The 15,027-nt window shown below is 66.2% G+C and carries 14 protein-coding genes; 4 read left to right on the top strand and 10 right to left on the bottom strand.

The genetic code is table 11. The annotated features are described in order from the left end of the window. Positions 1 to 160: 160 nt before the first annotated feature. The 6 genes from ACTRWB_RS21710 to mfd all read right to left on the bottom strand — a co-directional run bounded on the left by ACTRWB_RS21710 (position 161) and on the right by mfd (position 7,850). On the bottom strand, positions 161 to 538 hold the full coding sequence (locus ACTRWB_RS21710) for a hypothetical protein (RefSeq protein ID WP_446903183.1): 378 nt from the start codon (positions 536 to 538) through the stop codon (positions 161 to 163). A 79-nt stretch (positions 539 to 617) separates the two neighbouring features. Next, positions 618 to 950 carry a hypothetical protein gene (locus ACTRWB_RS21705; RefSeq protein ID WP_446903182.1) on the bottom strand — a complete coding sequence of 111 codons (333 nt, stop codon included), beginning with the start codon at positions 948 to 950 and terminating at the stop codon, positions 618 to 620. A gap of 410 nt (positions 951 to 1,360) precedes the next feature. Then, the gene (locus ACTRWB_RS21700) at positions 1,361 to 1,831 is read right to left on the bottom strand and encodes a DUF3574 domain-containing protein (protein WP_446903181.1); all 471 of its coding nucleotides are present in this window, start codon (positions 1,829 to 1,831) and stop codon (positions 1,361 to 1,363) included. Between the two features lie 153 nt (positions 1,832 to 1,984). Then, positions 1,985 to 3,004, bottom strand: a complete 1,020-nt coding sequence (locus tag ACTRWB_RS21695; RefSeq protein ID WP_129512367.1) for a threonine/serine dehydratase — start codon at positions 3,002 to 3,004, stop codon at positions 1,985 to 1,987. 60 nt (positions 3,005 to 3,064) lie between these two features. After that, positions 3,065 to 4,285 carry an acetylornithine deacetylase gene (gene argE, locus ACTRWB_RS21690; RefSeq protein WP_193098575.1) on the bottom strand — a complete coding sequence of 407 codons (1,221 nt, stop codon included), beginning with the start codon at positions 4,283 to 4,285 and terminating at the stop codon, positions 3,065 to 3,067. A 94-nt stretch (positions 4,286 to 4,379) separates the two neighbouring features. After that, positions 4,380 to 7,850 (bottom strand): transcription-repair coupling factor, encoded by a 3,471-nt coding sequence (gene mfd / locus ACTRWB_RS21685; RefSeq protein ID WP_446903180.1) that lies wholly within the window; start codon positions 7,848 to 7,850, stop codon positions 4,380 to 4,382. Between the two features lie 108 nt (positions 7,851 to 7,958). Here mfd and ispD point away from each other — a divergent pair, with 108 nt between their 5' ends. Together ispD and ispF are read left to right on the top strand one after the other, a co-directional pair. Then, on the top strand, positions 7,959 to 8,669 hold the full coding sequence (gene ispD, locus ACTRWB_RS21680) for a 2-C-methyl-D-erythritol 4-phosphate cytidylyltransferase (protein ID WP_129512364.1): 711 nt from the start codon (positions 7,959 to 7,961) through the stop codon (positions 8,667 to 8,669). 28 nt (positions 8,670 to 8,697) lie between these two features. Further along, a complete protein-coding gene (gene ispF, locus ACTRWB_RS21675; protein ID WP_446903179.1) occupies positions 8,698 to 9,183 on the top strand; it encodes a 2-C-methyl-D-erythritol 2,4-cyclodiphosphate synthase in 486 nt (161 codons plus the stop codon). A 125-nt stretch (positions 9,184 to 9,308) separates the two neighbouring features. Here ispF and ACTRWB_RS21670 read toward each other — a convergent pair whose 3' ends face one another. From ACTRWB_RS21670 to ompR, 4 genes are all read right to left on the bottom strand, one after another. Next, positions 9,309 to 9,836 carry a carboxymuconolactone decarboxylase family protein gene (locus ACTRWB_RS21670; protein WP_048248515.1) on the bottom strand — a complete coding sequence of 176 codons (528 nt, stop codon included), beginning with the start codon at positions 9,834 to 9,836 and terminating at the stop codon, positions 9,309 to 9,311. Between the two features lie 76 nt (positions 9,837 to 9,912). Beyond that, on the bottom strand, positions 9,913 to 10,461 hold the full coding sequence (locus ACTRWB_RS21665) for a peroxiredoxin (protein WP_193098573.1): 549 nt from the start codon (positions 10,459 to 10,461) through the stop codon (positions 9,913 to 9,915). 198 nt (positions 10,462 to 10,659) lie between these two features. Next, a complete protein-coding gene (locus ACTRWB_RS21660) occupies positions 10,660 to 12,021 on the bottom strand; it encodes an ATP-binding protein (RefSeq protein WP_129512361.1) in 1,362 nt (453 codons plus the stop codon). Positions 12,022 to 12,060: 39 nt separating this feature from the next. Beyond that, a complete protein-coding gene (gene ompR / locus ACTRWB_RS21655) occupies positions 12,061 to 12,795 on the bottom strand; it encodes an osmolarity response regulator transcription factor OmpR (RefSeq protein ID WP_006478565.1) in 735 nt (244 codons plus the stop codon). Positions 12,796 to 13,053: 258 nt separating this feature from the next. Here ompR and ACTRWB_RS21650 point away from each other — a divergent pair, with 258 nt between their 5' ends. Together ACTRWB_RS21650 and ACTRWB_RS21645 are read left to right on the top strand one after the other, a co-directional pair. Further along, positions 13,054 to 13,332, top strand: coding sequence for a hypothetical protein (locus ACTRWB_RS21650; protein WP_048248512.1), 279 nt, complete (start codon positions 13,054 to 13,056; stop codon positions 13,330 to 13,332). A gap of 134 nt (positions 13,333 to 13,466) precedes the next feature. Continuing rightward, positions 13,467 to 14,966: a DUF1800 domain-containing protein gene (locus ACTRWB_RS21645; RefSeq protein ID WP_446903178.1), complete on the top strand. Its 1,500-nt coding sequence runs from the start codon at positions 13,467 to 13,469 to the stop codon at positions 14,964 to 14,966. The last annotated feature ends 61 nt before the right edge of the window (positions 14,967 to 15,027 follow it).

The raw sequence follows: 15,027 nt of genomic DNA, 5'->3' as shown, positions 1-15,027 counted from the left end.
ACGCCGCTGTTCCGGCATGCGACGGGCGCCTTCGGGCGCCCGTTTTTTTTGCTCATGGCCAAATTCGTCAGCAGCCAGACCGCAACAGGCGCATCGATACGCGTTCTCCGTGCATCGGGGCGCTGGCCCGTATCGCAAACGCTCACGTCGGTCGGCGCGACTAGCGCTTCAAATTGTCGTGATGTCGCAAGTACAGGTAGTCGCTGCAAACGAGGCCGAGCGTGGCAGGAAGTGTGACGGCACATATCCGGCCATCCGGACCGGTGGCCAGGGCAACAAGTGATAGACCGAGATTGACGATTACGCTCTGCAACGAAAGCCAGCGCGGATAGTAGGGCAGGCTGTCGTAACCGTGCCGTCCACGGAAACGGGTCAGGCGCCCGACAATGAACGTGCCGGCAAAACAGCTCGCACAAAGCACGAGGTATTCGGCAGTTCGATCTTGAGCGAGCAGCGCAAATGCAGCGATGATCGCAAGTTGTGCAGCGAACAATCGAACAATGGCCGTTTCGAGGAAGCGCCTGACCGGGATCAACATGGCATTCAGACAGAAAGGAGTTGAATGATTGCAGCGGAACCGCGCTGGAATTTTTTAGCGATTGGTATGCGTCCTTCAACTACAGACTGCTGGTCGCCTCCCAGAGCTGCTCGAACGAGACGCCGCGAGGGAAGAAATACGACCAGCCATGTTCCTGAATGCGATCGAGTACGTAGGCACCGGTAAGCCCACCGACAATTGGACCGTACAACATGCCGATCGCGCCACCGACTATTGCTCCGCCCAGCGTACCGACTCCCGGAACGACGGATCCTGCCGCGGCTCCAAATCCTGCACCGATTTCTGCCCCCAGATACTGTCCCGCCACGGTTCCAGCTACGCCGCCGGCAACGGTTCCGGCAAGTCCCGCCCCCGAAACTTGCGCTGTTTGCTGCTCGCTCAATGTGAACATGATTCAGGACTCCTTGACTAAATTGACGGAGATGCCGCTTGCCTCGAATGGCAAACGGCTTTGGTGATAATGAATCGCATTCTCATCGTGATCAACGCTGCGTACCCGCTCCGGAAGCGACAGTGGCGATTTTCTGCGGTGCCAACGACGCGAATCCGAGTCCGGTCGGTCCGGATGACCGCCTGCGGGATCTGGATGTGACGGGCAGATCAGCGCGCCATCCGTGCGGTCTCTTGATTGGTTTTTGACGATTGCTGGCGTGTGCTACGGCACGACGAAAACCGAACCAGGTCGACGCACACGTCGCAGCCAATGCCGCTCCATCCTTGAATGTTGCGAACCGTCACGGTCCGTCTGTAGACGATGGCCGACCGATCTTTACCGATCGTGGCTTGGGGAAACCAGAAGAATCAGAACGACGCGCAGGCCGGCACGACCGTCATGCCGACCGACTCCTGCCGGAATCGCGCCACATACGCTTGCCGGATCGCGGCGAGCCGCGCGCGTGTGTCGGGCGTATCGTCGGCGATGATACGGATCACGAAGCTGTCTTCGCGCGTGATCCCGCCGCTTGCGCGGTCGCGCCACTGGCCGTGCGTGTCCCAGTAGGTGAGGCCGTCGGGGAAACGCGGCGTGACCGTATCGGCGAGGAACGCCGTGCGTTCCGCATCGGTCACGGGGCCGCGCCCCGCGATGTCGCGCCCGAACAGCAGGTCGGCCTGCAGCATGCGGTTCTCGCCCGACTGCGTGCAGGCCGGCTGCGCGCCGACGACGGGCGAGGGCGGTGCCGCGCAGCCGGCGAGCAGCGCGATCGCCACGGCGCCGACCAGCGGCAGCACGCGGTGCCGCCACGTCGCAGCCCGTGCTTGCAGCGGCCGCATCTGCCCAATCTGCCCATTTCGCGTCGATCGACCTTCGCGCGCGCAAAACGCTGCGCGCTCAACCACTTGCGTGTTTGTCCGGCGGGTTATCAACAGGGCTGTCAACATAATCTGGGGATAACCCTAGGTTGGTCCACGTGTGCCCGCGCGGGGTCAGTGCCGCAGTTTCGCGTGCGCGAGATGCATGCCGAGCGTGCCCGGGTCGGTATTCGTGCCCGACAGCAGCACGCCGACGCGCTTGCCCTGCAGCGTCTCGCGCAGCGGGCCGAGCAGCGCGGCGAGCGCGGCCGCGCAGGCCGGTTCGACCGACAGTTTCAGGTGCGAGAACAGGAACAGCATCGCGTCGCGCAGCGCGTCGTCGGACACGGTGACGATGCGGTCGATGTGGCGTCGGCACAGCTGGTAGCTGTATTCCTCGGTATGCGGCGCCATCAGCGAATCGGCAATGGTCTGCATCGCGCTCATCTTGATCGTGTGATTCGCCGCGAAGCTGCGGCTCATCGCGTCGGCGCCTTCCGGCTCGACGCCGTACACGTGCACGCGCGGATTCGCGAGCCGCAGCGCGGTCGCCATGCCGGCCGCGAGCCCGCCGCCGCCGATCGGCACGATCACCGCGTCGAGGTCGGGGGTCTGCGTCGCCCATTCGTAACCGAGCGTCGCGGTGCCGAGTATCGTGTGATAGCCGTTGAACGGATGAATGAAGAAGCGGCCTTCCTCGGCCTCGATCCGTCGCACGAGATCGAACGCCTGCGACGCGCTGCCCGCGAGCACGACTTCCGCGCGGTACTGCTTGCACTGCGCGATGCGCGTCGAGTTCGCGGTATGGAACATCACGACCTTCGCGCTGCTGCCGAGCCGCATCGCCGCATACGCGACGGCCGCCGCGTGATTGCCGGCCGACACGCAGGTGACGCCGGCGTCCTTGCGCGCCTCGTCGAGCGCGAGCAGGTGCGTGAATGCGCCGCGTGCCTTGAAGCTGCCGCTCACCTGCAGCAGTTCGAACTTGAAGTTGACGTGCGTACCCTCGAGGGACGGCAGGTCGGCGCGTTCGAACACGGGCGTGCGCGCGACCCAGGGCGACAACGCAAAATGCTGCGCGGCGATTTCGTCGAGCGTCGGAATCGGCTCGCCGTCGATCGTCGTATGGGCATTGCGCTGTTGTTCAGTCGACATGGCGTGGCGGGTGGCGGAGTGGGCCAGCCCGCACACGCGGGCCGGCGTGGCGGGAGGCAGTCAGTGCGCGTCGACCGACATGCTGCGGATGAACTTGCGCAGGAACTGCTCGCAGCCGGCGAGCTGCGCGAGCTCGACATACTCGTTCGGCTTGTGCGCCTGCTCGATGTTGCCGGGCCCGCAGACGACGCTCGGGATGCCCGCGCGTGCGAACAGGCCGGCCTCGGTGCCGTACGCGACCTTGCGCTTGTCCTGGTCGGCCGTCAGCGCGCGCACCAGCTGCGTGATCGCGGCCTGTTCGGTCGCGTCGAGGCCGGGCGCCGCGGCGATCTTCGAGAACTCGATCGCGGCATTCGGATGCTCGCGGCGCATCTGCGGCAGCAGCGTTTCGTGCGCATACGCTTCGATGCGCGTGAAGATCTGCTCGGGATCGAGCGTCGGCAGGTTGCGGAACTCGAAGTCGAACCGGCATTCGGCCGGCACCGTGTTGATCGCGTTGCCGCCCTGGATCGTGCTCGTCTGCGCGGTCGTGAACGGCACGTCGTACAGCTCGTCGAACGGGCCTTCGGCGCGGAAGCGCTCGGCGAGGTCGCGGATGTGGCAGATGAGGCGCGCCGCGTACTCGATCGCGTTCAGCCCCTTCGGCGTCAGCGACGAGTGCGCCGCGTGGCCGCGCACGCAGCAGCGGTACGCGTTGATGCCCTTGTGCGCGATGATCGGCCGCATGCTGGTCGGCTCGCCGACGATGCAGCCGGACGGTTGCACGCCGCGCTTGACGAGGTCGGCGATCATCAGCGGTGCGCCCGCACAGCCGATTTCCTCGTCGTAGGACAGCGCGAAATGGATCGGCTGCGCGAGTTTGGTCGCCTGCATCTCGGGCAACAGTGCCAGCGCCGTGCCGATGAAGCCCTTCATGTCGCAGGTGCCGCGGCCGTACAGGCGGCCGTCGCGGATCTCCGGCGCGAACGGGTTGCTGTCCCATTGCTGGCCGTCGACCGGCACGACGTCGGTGTGGCCTGACAGCACGATGCCGCCGTTCGTCGAGCCGTCGTGCGCGGGCACGGTTGCGAACAGGTTGGCCCAGCCCTCGCGCGGATCGTGCGTGATCGTTGACGCGATGCCCTTCGCGGCGAGCGCGTCGCGCACCGTTTCGATCAGACCGAGATTCGGCACGCGGCTCGTCGTGTCCATCGATACCAGTTGCTTGACCCAGGGCAGGCAAACGAGCGATGCGTCGCCTTGGGGTGCGGCGGACGGCGCGGTCGCGTCGAGAGTGGACATGGCAAAACTCCGTCTGATGAATGGGAAAATCATACTCAAAAACGCGCCGGGCCGCCCGCGCCGGGCGCGGTGCGGTGCAGCATCGCCGCGGCCGTCAGCGTGCCGCGGCCGCCGCACCCTGCTTCGGGCCGAGCGCGCGCAGCGTTTCCTTGATCGTCGACACGCGGATCGCGAGATCGGGCGAGCGCGTCTCGATGCGCAGCTTGTCCTGGCCCGCGAGCTTGATGTGCCGGTGCTTCTGCACCATCTCGATGATCCGCATCGGATCGATCGGCGGGTTCGGCTCGAACTGCAGCCCGATCGCGACTTCGCTCGCGTCGATCTTCACGATGCCGAGCGGCTTCGCGGCGATGCGCAGCCGGTGCGTCTCGACCAGCGCGTGCGCCTGCGGCGGCAGCTTGCCGAAACGGTCGATCAGTTCCTCCTGGATGCCGTCGATCGAGTCGCCGTGCTCGCAGTTCGCGAGGCGCTTGTACAGCGACAGCCGTTCCTGCACGTCCGCGCAGTAGTCGGCCGGCAGGATCGCGGGCGCATGCAGGTTGATTTCCGTCGTCGCGGCGAGCGGCGCGGTGAGGTCGGGCTCCTTACCGTTCTTCAGCGCCTTCACCGCGTCGTTCAGCATGTCCGTATAGAGCTGGAAGCCGATCTCGTGGATCTCGCCCGACTGCTTGTCGCCGAGCACTTCGCCGGTGCCGCGGATCTCGAGGTCGTGCATCGCGAGATAGAAGCCCGAACCGAGTTCCTCCATCTGCTGAATCGCCTCGAGCCGGCGCTGCGCCTGCTTGGTCAGCGCCTGCGGATCGTGGACCAGCAGGTACGCGTAGGCCTGGTGATGCGAGCGGCCAACGCGGCCGCGCAGCTGGTGGAGCTGCGCGAGGCCGAACTTGTCCGAGCGTTGCATGATGATCGTGTTCGCGCTCGGCACGTCGATGCCGGTCTCGATGATGGTCGTGCACAGCAGCACGTTCGCGCGCTGCGCGACGAAATCGCGCATCACGCGTTCGAGCTCGCGCTCGTGCATCTGGCCGTGCGCGATCACGATGCGCGCTTCGGGCACGAGCGCCTCGAGCATCGCCTTGCGGTTCTCGATCGTCTCGACCTCGTTGTGCAGGAAATACACCTGGCCGCCGCGCTTGAGCTCGCGCAGCATCGCCTCGCGGATCACGCTTTCCTCCTCGCGGCGCACGAAGGTCTTGATCGCGAGCCGCTTCTGCGGCGCGGTCGCGATCACCGAGAAATCGCGCAGCCCTTCGAGCGCCATCCCGAGCGTGCGCGGAATCGGCGTCGCGGTGAGCGTCAGCACGTCGACTTCCGCGCGCAGCGCCTTCAGCGCTTCCTTCTGGCGCACGCCGAAACGGTGTTCCTCGTCGATGATCACGAGGCCGAGGCGCTTGAACTGCACGTCCGACGACAGCAGCTTGTGCGTGCCGATCACGATGTCGACGGTGCCTTCGTTGATCTGCGCGATCGCCGTGTTCACTTCCTTCGTGGTCTTGAAGCGCGACAGCTCGACGATCCGCACGGGCCAGTCCGCGAAGCGGTCGACGAAGGTCTGCGTGTGCTGCTCGGCGAGCAGCGTCGTGGGCGACAGCAGCGCGACCTGCTTGCCGCCCATCACCGCGATGAACGCGGCGCGCAGCGCGACCTCGGTCTTGCCGAAGCCGACGTCGCCGCACACGAGGCGATCCATCGGCTTGCCGCTCGTCATGTCGCCGATCACGGCGGCGATCGCCGCGGCCTGGTCGGGCGTTTCCTCGAAGCCGAAGCTTTCCGCGAATTTCACGTAGTCGCGCGGGTCGAGCGCGAACGCATGGCCTTCGCGGGCCGCGCGGCGCGCGTACAGGTTCAGCAGCTCGGCGGCCGTATCGCGGATCTGCTGCGCGGCCTTGCGCTTCGCGCGCTCCCACTGGCCGGAACCGAGCGCGTGCAGCGGTGCGCTGTCGGGATCGGCGCCGCTGTAGCGCGAGATCACGTGCAATTGTGCGACGGGCACGTAGAGCTTGCTCTCGCCCGAGTATTCGAGATGCAGGAATTCGGTGTCGCCTTCGCCGAGATCCATCGACACGAGGCCCATGTAGCGGCCGATGCCGTGCTGCGCGTGGACGACCGGGTCGCCGACCTTCAGCTCCGACAGGTCGCGCACCATCGCGTCGACGTTGCTGGCCTGTTCCTGCCGGCGGCGGCCCGCGCGGCGGCCGAGCGCGCCGTACAGCTCGGTTTCGGTGACGATCGCGTAGCCTTCGCCCGGCACCGAGAAACCGCTCGACAGCGGCGCGACGCCGAGCGCGAAACGTTCGTCGCTCGCGAGCCAGCCCGCGAAGTGATCGTTCGATACGGGGCGCAGGTGATGCTCGGCGAGCAGCTGCAGGATCGTTTCGCGGCGGCCGGCCGACTCGACGGTCAGCAGTACGCGCTTGCCCGACGATTCGACGAACGTGCGCAGCGACGCGAGCGGATCGTCCGCATGGCGGTCGACGGTGAGCTCGGGCAGCCCCGTCGCCCAACCACCGGCCGGTTGCGCGGGCAGCACGACGCGCGCGAACGGCTTCGCGAACGTGAAGAAATCCTCGTCGGACAGGAACAGGCGCTGCGGCTCGAGGATCGGCCGCTCGCGATCGTGCGACAGGAACGCGTGGCGCTGCTTCGTGTCGGCCGTGAAGCGGCGGATCGACGCTTCGAGATCGCCGGCGAACACGAGGTGCGCGTCCTGCGGCAGGTAGTGGAACAGCGTGGCCGTCTCGTCGAAGAAGAGCGGCAGGTAATACTCGATGCCGGCCGACGGCACGCCGTTGCCGATGTCCTTGTAGATCGGCGCGCGGCTCGGGTCGCCTTCGAAGGTCTCGCGCCAGCGGCTGCGGAAGGCCGTGCGCGCGGCTTCGTCGAACGGAAACTCGCGGCCGGGCAGCAGCCGCACGTCGCGCACCGGGTAGAGGCTGCGCTGCGTGTCGGGATCGAACGCGCGGATCGAGTCGACCTGGTCGTCGAACAGGTCGATCCGGTACGGCAGCGGCGAACCCATCGGATACAGGTCGATCAGCGAGCCGCGTACGCAGTATTCGCCGGGCCGCACGACCTGGCTCACGTGCTCGTAGCCGGCCAGCGTGAGCTGCGCCTTCAGCTTCGCCTCGTCGAGCCGCTCGCCCTGCGCGAACGCGAACGTGTACGCGGCCATGAACGACGCGGGCGGCATCCGGTACAGCGCGGTGGTGGCGGGCACCAGCAGGATGTCGCAGCGGCCCTCGCCGAGGTCGTGCAGCGTCGCGAGACGCTCCGACACGAGGTCCTGGTGCGGCGAGAACGTGTCGTACGGCAGCGTTTCCCAGTCAGGCAGCAGGCGCACGCGTGCGTCGGGCGAGAAATAGGGGATTTCCTGCGAAAGCCGCTGGGCGTCGACCGCGTTCGCGCAGATTACGGCGAGGAGCGGCACGTCCGGGCGGTTGTCGGCGAGATAACGGGCGATGGCGAGCGCGTCGGCGGAGCCATGCGCGCCGTCGAAGGCAAAGCGCTGGCCGGGTTTGACGCGCGCTACGGGCGAGGCGGACGGGGTGGAAGCGTTATCTGGCATAGGGACGGCAGGGGTGGCGTGCACGGGCGCAGCGCGGTGCGCCGGTCGAGACGAAAGACCTATTATAAAATCCGCTTCTCGATTTCATCTTTCCGGCGTTTTCCTTTCGTGACTCCCCGACTTTTCGCCCTGATTCCCTGTGCCGGCACGGGCAGCCGTTCCGGTTCGGCCGTGCCGAAGCAATACCGCACGGTGGCCGGCCGCGCGCTCCTGCATTACACGCTCGCCGCGTTCGACGCGTGCAGCGAATTCGCGCAGACGCTCGTCGTCCTCGCGCCCGACGACTCCCATTTCGACGCGCGCCGCTTCGCGGGCCTGCGCTTCGCGGTGCGCCGCTGCGGCGGCGGCTCGCGGCAGGCGTCGGTGCTGAACGGGCTGCTCGAGCTGGGCGAATTCGGCGCGACCGATCACGACTGGGTGCTCGTGCACGACGCCGCGCGCCCGGGCATCACGCCGGAGCTGATCCGCACGCTCGTCGCGACGCTGAAGGACGATCCGGTCGGCGGCATCGTCGCGCTACCGGTGGCCGATACGCTCAAGCGCGTGCCGGCCGGCGGCGACGCGATCGCGCGCACCGAGTCGCGCGACGCGCTGTGGCAGGCGCAGACGCCGCAGATGTTCCGCATCGGCATGCTGCGCGAGGCGATCCTGCGCGCGCAGCGCGAAGGGCACGACCTGACCGACGAAGCGAGCGCGATCGAATGGGCCGGCCATACGCCGCGCGTCGTGCAGGGCAGCCTGCGCAATTTCAAGGTCACGTACCCGGAAGACTTCGCGCTCGCGGAAGCGATCCTCGCGCGCCCCGCGAACGCTTCCTGACTTTTACCCCATCTCAATCGGAACACGCATGGATTTCAGAATCGGACAAGGCTACGACGTGCACCAGCTCGTCCCGGGGCGCTCCCTCATCATCGGCGGCGTGACGATTCCGTACGAGCGCGGCCTGCTCGGCCACTCGGACGCGGACGTGCTGCTGCACGCGATTACCGACGCGCTGTTCGGCGCGGCCGCACTCGGCGACATCGGCCGTCATTTCTCCGACACGGACGCGGCGTTCAAGGGCGCGGACAGTCGCGTGCTGCTGCGCGAGTGCGCCGCACGGGTCAAGGCGGCCGGCTTCACGATCCAGAACGTCGACAGCACCGTGATCGCGCAGGCGCCGAAGCTCGCGCCGCACATCGACGGCATGCGCGCGAACATCGCGGCCGATCTCGGGCTGCCGCTCGATCGCGTGAACGTGAAGGCGAAGACCAACGAGAAGCTCGGCTATCTCGGCCGCGGCGACGGGATCGAGGCGCAGGCCGCCGCGTTGCTCGTGAAGCAGGGCGGCTGACGCCCGGCCGTCGCGGTGCGCGGTTCGCTCCGCGCGCCGTGGTGCGGAAATGAAAAATGCCACGCTTTAGCGTGGCATTTTCGTTTGCAGCGGCGGTCGCGCGGCGCAACCGCTCATGCGGCGATTCACTCGCCTTCGGCGGCGATCACCTGCGCGGCGGCGTTGATCACCGACGCGATGCGGCCGACGTCGCGCAGTTGCGTGACGGTCATCCCTTGCTCGTTCTTCAGCAGCGCATAGTGCGACTTCACGCAGAAGTGGCACTTGCCGACGATCGACGCGGCGAGCGCGTACATCTCGAACTTGCGCTTGTCGACGCCGCCGTGCGTCGCATACGCGCCCATCCGCAGCTCGGCGCGCTGCGTCTTCAGGTCGGCGTCGTCGGCCATCTCGACATACGGATACCAGGTGTTGTTCATCCCCATCAGCGCGGCCGCCGTCAGCACGGCGTTCGTCTCTTCGGGCGACAGCACGCCGGCCTCGCGGATCGTCTTCACGAGCACGCTGCTCTTCGCCGCGATCGCCGCTGCCAGCGCGACGCCGACCGCGTCCGTGCCTTCGAGCGACGAGCGCGAGATCGTGCCGTCGAGGTTCAGGCGAATGTCCTTCGCGTAGTCGGGAATACGTGCCTTAATCGAATCGATGAATTCCATTGATATCTCCTATGGGTTGGCCGTTAAAAAAGCCCGCAGGCAGGACGTGCGCCGCGGGCTTCGTGCATCGATGCGCTTACAGCGTTGCGCCGCCGACTGCACGGTTGCACGGGCACAGTTCGTCCGTTTGCAGGCCGTCCAGAATACGCAGGACTTCTGCCGGGCTACGGCCGACGTTCAGGTTGTTCACCGAAACGTGCTGGATCGTGTTGTCCGGATCGATGATGAACGTTGCACGCAGGGCCACGCCGGCTTCCTTGTCGCGCACGCCGAGCTGGTCGATCAGCTCGCCCTTGACGTCGCCGAACGCGTAGTGGTTCAGCTTGTCCAGGTCCTTGTGCTCACGGCGCCATGCGAGCTTGACGAATTCGTTGTCCGAGCTGCCGCCGAGCAGGACGGCGTCGCGCTCTTCGAACTGCTTCGTGAGCTTCGCGAACTCGACGATTTCCGTCGGGCACACGAACGTGAAATCCTTCGGATAGAAGTAGATGATCTTCCACTTGCCCGGGAACGACGCTTCGGTGACGGTCTCGAACGCCGACTGGCCGTTTTCCTCGTGATGATTGAAGCCCGGCTTCGCGGCTACGACGGTGAAAGCTTCGAGTTTATCGCCCACGGTTTTCATGCGGATACTCCTGTATGAGTTGGGAAGAAGACTGAGTCAAGCTACCTCGGTGCTGCAACGCTGATGTGACAGCATGGGGATAACTCTAACACTATTAATAAAACACTTCAATAGATTTTGACTAACGATCTTCATAGTTTTTTTCAACTGGATCGATAGTGTGAAGTGCGGGCGGTGTGGGCGGTGTGGGCGAGCGCGTCACGCGGTCGCACGCGCCTTGCCGGCGCCGGGGAATTCGACCGTGACTTCGAGGCCCGCTTCGGGGTTGCGGTTGCGCAGGCGCAGCGCGCCGCGATAGCGGCCGACGAGCCGCAGCACGATCGCCATCCCGAGGCCCGTGCCGTCCGCCTTGGTGCGCGCGGTGTCGACGCGGTAGAACGGTCGCATCACGAGCGGCAGCTGATCCTCGGGGATGCCGGGGCCTTCGTCGCTCACCGACAGCTCGACGCGCGCGTGCGACACGCGCGTCTCGAGCGTGATGCGCGAGATGCCGTCCTGCTTGCTCTGGCCGTACTTGCGTGCGTTCTCGACGAGGTTGCCGATCACGCGGCGCATGTCGGTCTCGTCGGCTTCGATGATCGCGCTCGGCGCGAGCCGCGTACGGATCTCGACGCCGTCCTCGCCCGACACGCGCGCGGCGACTTCCTGAGCGATCGACGACAGGTCGACGGGCTCGGGCCTGCGCTGCGACGGGCGCGCGTAGTCGATGAAGGCCGCGATGATGCGGTCCATCTGCTCGATGTCGTCGACCATCGCGTCCTTGGTCGCCTGGTCGGACGGGCTCATCTCGGTTTCGAGGCGCAGCCGCGCGAGCGGCGTGCGCAGGTCGTGCGAGATGCCCGCGAGCATCAGCGCGCGGTCGGCCTCGAGCTGTTCGAGGTCGCGCACCATCTGGTTGAAGCTGCGGTTGGTGTCGGCCGCGACGCCCATCCCGCGCTCGGGCAGCCGCTCGGGCGTCTGGCCCGAACCGATCTGGCGCGCGGCGAGCGCCAGCCGCGCGAACGGCCGGTTCACGAGGCTCGTGATGAACGCGGAGCCGAATAATGACAGCGCGAGCGCGAACAGCCCCCAGCCGGCCCACTGCAGGCCCGTGACGTTGTCGAGCTGGTCGCGGTCGAGCGCGACCCAGTAATCGTCGTCGTCGATCTTGAAGCTGATCCACACGCCGGGAATGTCGTTGACCGACTGCGCGATCACAGTGTCGTCGCCGAGGCGGCTGCGGATGTCGTGTTCGATCAGGCGGTTCAGCGATTCGTCGGGCTGCAGCTTGAACTTGTCGGTTTTCTCGCGCGGGTAAACGCGCACGCCCTCGTTGCTCTCGAGATCCTGCAGCAGCGCGCGCCGCAGATCGGGATCGGAATAGAGCAGGGCGGTGCGCGTGAGCTTCACGATCGCGACGAGCTGCAGCGCGACGCGCTGCGCACGCGGCTCGCGCTCGATGACGCGAAAGCTCTGGAACCACGCGGCGAGACTGACCGAGATCAGCAGCGCGATCAGCAGGAAGGTGCGCCAGAACAGCCCGCCGAACGCGAGCTGCAGGAGGCGCCGGTCAATACGCATGGGACGGGCCGTGGGGGGCGAAACCGGAAAAGAAAAAGATCAGGCGGCGCCGTCCGGGATGAACACGTAGCCGAGGCCCCAGACGGTCTGGATGAAACGCGGGCTGCCCGGATCCGGTTCGATCAGCTTGCGCAGGCGCGAAATCTGCACGTCGAGGCTGCGGTCGAACACTTCGTATTCACGGCCGCGCGCGAGCTCCATCAGCTTCTCGCGCGACAGCGGCTGGCGCGGATGGCGTGCGAACACCTTCAGCACCGAGAATTCGCCGGTCGTCAGCGGAATTTCCTGGCCGGACTTCGTCAGCGTGCGCGTTGCGAGGTTCAGCGAGAACTCGCCGAACTCGAACACCTCGGTGGTTTCCGACGGCGCGCCCGGCAGTTCGGCCGGCGCCTGGCGGCGCAGCACCGCATGAATGCGCGCGACGAGCTCGCGCGGGTTGAACGGCTTCGGCAGGTAATCGTCGGCGCCCATCTCGAGGCCGACGATGCGATCGACATCCTCGCCCTTCGCGGTGAGCATGATGATCGGCGTGCGGTCGTTGCTGCCGCGCAGGCGGCGGCAGATCGACAGGCCGTCTTCGCCGGGGAGCATCAGGTCGAGCACGAGCAGGTCGAAACGCTCGCGTACCCAGAGCTTGTTCATCGCGGTCGCGTTTTCCGCGACATATACGTTGAAACCCTGCTCGCCGAGATAGCGGCGCAGCAGATCGCGCAGGCGCGGGTCGTCGTCGACGACGAGAATCTTGGAGGGGTTTTTCGTTTCCATGATCGGCATCTTATCGCGAATGGGAATTGACGCACGGCCACGTATTTTCGTGCGTTACAGTCAGTTACAAAATTTACCCGTAGTGTCGCGCAGAGTAAAGGCAGGCTATAGAGATTCCTTTACTCGAAGCTGAAATTCGGTAGATACTCCCCAGCACTCCATCTTTCATCTTTGCACACCCGATTTCCGCAGGGTTTTTCAAGTACCAGAGGTAGCCGGTTGCCGCGTGACGAAGGGAACAAATCGACCAAAGAAGCGAGGACGGTCATGCGATCTGTCCGGATTGCACTGATGCTGACGATCGCGCTCGCCGGTCCGTATGCGTCGAACTTCGCGTATGCGCAACGTCCCGAGCAGGGCGCCCCGTCGCGCAAGCCGCCGCGCGGCAAGGCGCCGCAGCCCGATCGTCCCGCCGAGATGACGGTCCGTTCCGCCGTGCCTCCCGATCTCGAACAGCGCCGCCGTGACGGGCATATGACGCCCGAAGAACGTCACCTCTTGCGCCAGCACATCGAAGACGCCGTTCGCGAGTTGTACAAGCGCTGACACGCGCCGTCTTTCGTATTGCGCGGAAAATCCCGCGCGGAAAAAATTCGTAGCAATTTTTCCGTCAACTTTCGCCTGTCGAATGCCGTTGTATCGGCATCCGCACCGCCGGTGCGTTCCGGGAGTCCATGACGATGAAAGCGAACGCTGCCGTACCGGTGCCGTCGCCCGCTATGCAGTCGCCGCTCGACGCCGACGATGCGTTGTTTTTCCTGAGCCGCACCGGTTTTTCTCCCGCGCCCGCCGATGTCGCGCGCGTCGTCGGCATGACGCGCGCGCAGGTCGTTGCCGACACGCTCGGCAATGTTCGCCGCGAACCCGTCACGACCTGGCCGGACTGGATCGGCACGTTGCCGCCGACGCGCGCGCAGCGCCAGGCGCTGACGCCCGACATGCGGCGCGACGAACAGAACGAGCGCAATCGCCGCTACGATGCGTTGCGCGCGGCCTGGGTCAACGAGATGGTCGTCACGCCGTCGCCGCTGACCGAGCGCATGACGCTGTTCTGGCACGGGCACTTCACGTCGGGGCAGGACAAGGTGCCTTACCCGCAGACGATGGCCGCGCAGAACGCGCTGTTTCGCAGCGACGCGCTCGGCAACTTCGGCACGCTGCTGCACGCGGTCGCGAAGGATCCGGCGATGCTGCAGTATCTCGACGGCGCGAGCAATCGGAAGGGGCGCCCGAACGAGAACTTCGCGCGTGAGGTGATGGAGCTGTTCACGCTCGGTGAAGGACACTACACGCAATACGACGTGACCGAAGCCGCGCGCGCGATGACGGGCTGGACGGTCGATCCCGATACGCTGCGCTTTCAGGTGCGGCCGGATCTGCACGACGCGGGCATCAAGACGATTCTCGGGGAAACGGGGCCGTTCGACGGCGACGCCTTTCTCGACATCCTGCTGAAGCGGCCGGGCACCGCGCGCTTCATCGTCGGCAAGCTGTGGCGCGAGTTCGTGTCCGATACGCCCGACGCAAGCGCGCTCGATGCGGTGGCCGACCGGTTTCGTGCGAGCGGCTACGACATTCGCGCGGCGCTCGCCGCGCTGTGGTCGACCGACGCGTTCTGGGATCCGCGCAACCGCGGCGTGCTCGTCAAGTCGCCGGCCGAGTTCGTCGTCGGGTCGGTGCGGCTGTTCGACGTCGCCTACGGCGATCCGCAGATGCTCGCGAACACCGTGCGCACGCTCGGGCAGAACCTGTTCTATCCGCCGAACGTGAAGGGCTGGCCCGGTGGCGCGTTATGGATCAACAGCACCACGCTGCTCGCGCGCAAGCAGTTCGTCGAGCAACTGTTCCGCGCGACGGAGACGGCCGGCATGCGGCCGCCCGCTCCCGCAATGGCGCCGCCGCCGAATGCCCGTGCGCACGCGATGCCGGTGGCCGACACCGCATCCGCCGCCGGCATGCGCGGGCCGGCCAAGCCCGCGCGCGCCGGCCTGCGCTTCGATCTCGAGCGCTGGCTTGCGCAATATCGCGCGCGGCCGCAGGCGATCGCGGGATTGTCGACCGAGCTGCAGTTGCAGCACGCGGTGCTGCAACTTTCGCCGGTCGCGGCGATCGACACGGATTCGACCGGCAGCGCGTATCTCGAAGCGCTGCTGATGGATCCGGCCTATCAACTGAAATGATGCAAACGACGACGAATCGGGGAGCCGGTGCGGCAAACGTGCCGGGCGGCGAACCAAAGGA

The organism is Burkholderia sp. YIM B11467, from assembly GCF_052952715.1.
The sequence above is the reverse complement of the archived record's forward strand: the minus strand, read 5'-3'. Positions and strand labels throughout refer to the sequence as shown.

What these genes read in the sequence shown, in the direction of transcription:
- ACTRWB_RS21700 (WP_446903181.1), bottom strand. Translation starts at nt 1,831, where the DNA reads ATGCGGCCGCTGCAAGCACGGGCTGCGACGTGGCGGCACCGCGTGCTG.
- ispF (WP_446903179.1), top strand. Translation starts at nt 8,698, where the DNA reads ATGGATTTCAGAATCGGACAAGGCTACGACGTGCACCAGCTCGTCCCG.
- ACTRWB_RS21650 (WP_048248512.1), top strand. Translation starts at nt 13,054, where the DNA reads ATGCGATCTGTCCGGATTGCACTGATGCTGACGATCGCGCTCGCCGGT.
- ACTRWB_RS21695 (WP_129512367.1), bottom strand. Translation starts at nt 3,004, where the DNA reads ATGTCGACTGAACAACAGCGCAATGCCCATACGACGATCGACGGCGAG.
- ACTRWB_RS21660 (WP_129512361.1), bottom strand. Translation starts at nt 12,021, where the DNA reads ATGCGTATTGACCGGCGCCTCCTGCAGCTCGCGTTCGGCGGGCTGTTC.
- argE (WP_193098575.1), bottom strand. Translation starts at nt 4,285, where the DNA reads ATGTCCACTCTCGACGCGACCGCGCCGTCCGCCGCACCCCAAGGCGAC.
- ACTRWB_RS21665 (WP_193098573.1), bottom strand. Translation starts at nt 10,461, where the DNA reads ATGAAAACCGTGGGCGATAAACTCGAAGCTTTCACCGTCGTAGCCGCG.
- ompR (WP_006478565.1), bottom strand. Translation starts at nt 12,795, where the DNA reads ATGCCGATCATGGAAACGAAAAACCCCTCCAAGATTCTCGTCGTCGAC.
- ACTRWB_RS21670 (WP_048248515.1), bottom strand. Translation starts at nt 9,836, where the DNA reads ATGGAATTCATCGATTCGATTAAGGCACGTATTCCCGACTACGCGAAG.
- ACTRWB_RS21645 (WP_446903178.1), top strand. Translation starts at nt 13,467, where the DNA reads ATGAAAGCGAACGCTGCCGTACCGGTGCCGTCGCCCGCTATGCAGTCG.
- mfd (WP_446903180.1), bottom strand. Translation starts at nt 7,850, where the DNA reads ATGCCAGATAACGCTTCCACCCCGTCCGCCTCGCCCGTAGCGCGCGTC.
- ACTRWB_RS21710 (WP_446903183.1), bottom strand. Translation starts at nt 538, where the DNA reads ATGTTGATCCCGGTCAGGCGCTTCCTCGAAACGGCCATTGTTCGATTG.
- ACTRWB_RS21705 (WP_446903182.1), bottom strand. Translation starts at nt 950, where the DNA reads ATGTTCACATTGAGCGAGCAGCAAACAGCGCAAGTTTCGGGGGCGGGA.